The organism is Herbaspirillum sp. B65, assembly GCF_000333555.1.
Lineage (GTDB): Bacteria > Pseudomonadota > Gammaproteobacteria > Burkholderiales > Burkholderiaceae_D > Herbaspirillum > Herbaspirillum rubrisubalbicans.
In genome coordinates this window covers 1-1,663 of record NZ_BADI01001017.1, presented here as the reverse complement: position 1 = coordinate 1,663, position 1,663 = coordinate 1, and the positions used below count along the sequence as shown (strand labels likewise).

The window sequence follows — 1,663 nt, the reverse complement described above, 5'->3', positions numbered from 1 at the left end:
GTCGCTGCTTTGCTCTCCCAGGTCTTCGTGTAAAGTTTCTGTGGCGCGCTGCCGATCATAGAACTGGTAATCCGGGAATGCCCGAACCGCCGGGAAAGCCGGTGCCAGGGAAAGCTGGGCTGTCACGCGGCGATTCTCCGCTGGCGTGCCGAACAGATTCTGCACACTGACTTGCCCCTTGAGTTGTTGCGGATGGATCCAGCCCTCACTGAGGGCGGGCCCCTCGGCATTGACCAGGCGGGTGCTCAGTTTCATCCGGTCTGGCTGGAATTCTTGCACTTTGACCGTGGTCGATCCCAGTTGCGCACCGGGCTTGCCATCACGTACCAGGTACAGGTTCAGACTGTAGCTGCCGGTCGGTGCACTCTCCTGGGTGGTATGGGCGACTTCAACGAAACCGCCAGGCGGGATCTTGATCTTTTCGCGCTTGACGGTCAGACCACGGGCATCGATCAATTCGGTTTCCAGCGGCAAACCATTGATGGCGCTCCCCCAATCAGCCGACTTGACGATCAGGCCGAAATGCATGGTTTCGCCGGGGCGATAGATGCCCCGATCGCTGAACAGATAAGCCGACACCTGATCCTGCACCTGGGCATTGCGAGCGCCGCCCACATCGAAGCGCGACATATCCAATGCACGATCGGATTTGTTGAGCGGCAGGAAGCTCATGTCATTGCCCTTGCGCACCAGGATCATCAAGGGCGCGCGTTCACGGCTCATGCCATCGATCTTGGCAAAATGAACACGCCCGCCGGCATCGGTGTTCTGGCTCATCAGCGCTTGCCCGTTGCGGCCAATGACCTCGACCTGCGCCGCCTCCACCGGTTTGCCGTCGTAGATCGATTGGACGAACACATCCTGGGAGCCGTCCAGCGAACGCTTGAGCACAATACCCAGGTCGGTCACCACCACCAGCCGTTGATCCGATTTGGTCTGCGTTTCTGGCTGCGCCGCCTGATTGTCGCCGGCCTCGCAGTCTTGCTCGCAATCATCAGCCTCGTCGTCGCTAGAGGCCGGCGCCTCCCCGACCTGGCGCTCCTTGCGCTGCTGGTCCAGGCGCGCCCTCTGCTCGGCCGCCGGGTCGTAACTGCTGATACTGACCAGGAACACGCCACGACGCGCCTGCCCATCACCCTTCAGATACTGGCTCAGATCGACCGCCTCGTAATGCGCCTTGCCCTGTGCAAGTTGCGGCAAGGGAATCTGGCTCTGGAAACGCTCGACCAGGTTATCCTGCCCGAAACGTCCGTAGAACTGCGGCTTGGAAAAATCGCCATCGGCCTGCGATACCAGATGTTGCAATTGACCCGGCAAGACCCGCCCAATTTCCATCTTGATACCCGGCAAGTCACGTACCAGCACGGCCAGCTTGCGCTCCCCGCTCAGTGCCAGCAGCGAACCCTGGCTCAGTATCTTCAACTCTGCCGGGAAGGCCGGCACACCAAGCACACGCCCGGCCGGCTTGCTCATCAGATAGCCGCCAAAGGACTGGATGCCAGCCTGCACCTGCACATAGAGTTGGGCTCCGACATCGGCGCTATAGCGGAAGGCGTGCTCGCGAGTGTTTTCGAACTCGGCTGCGACCTGCTCCAGCGCCAGTGGGCGCGGACGCTTGAGCACGGCTTCGGTGATCTGGTCACTGCGGCAACGATGCTCTTGC

1 protein-coding gene is annotated in these 1,663 nt (G+C 61.0%); it reads right to left on the bottom strand.

The window, feature by feature from the left end; all coding sequences use genetic code 11:
• The coding region (locus I5W_RS23985) for an MG2 domain-containing protein (RefSeq protein WP_044531134.1) at positions 1 to 1,663 on the bottom strand (1,663 nt) is incomplete at both ends.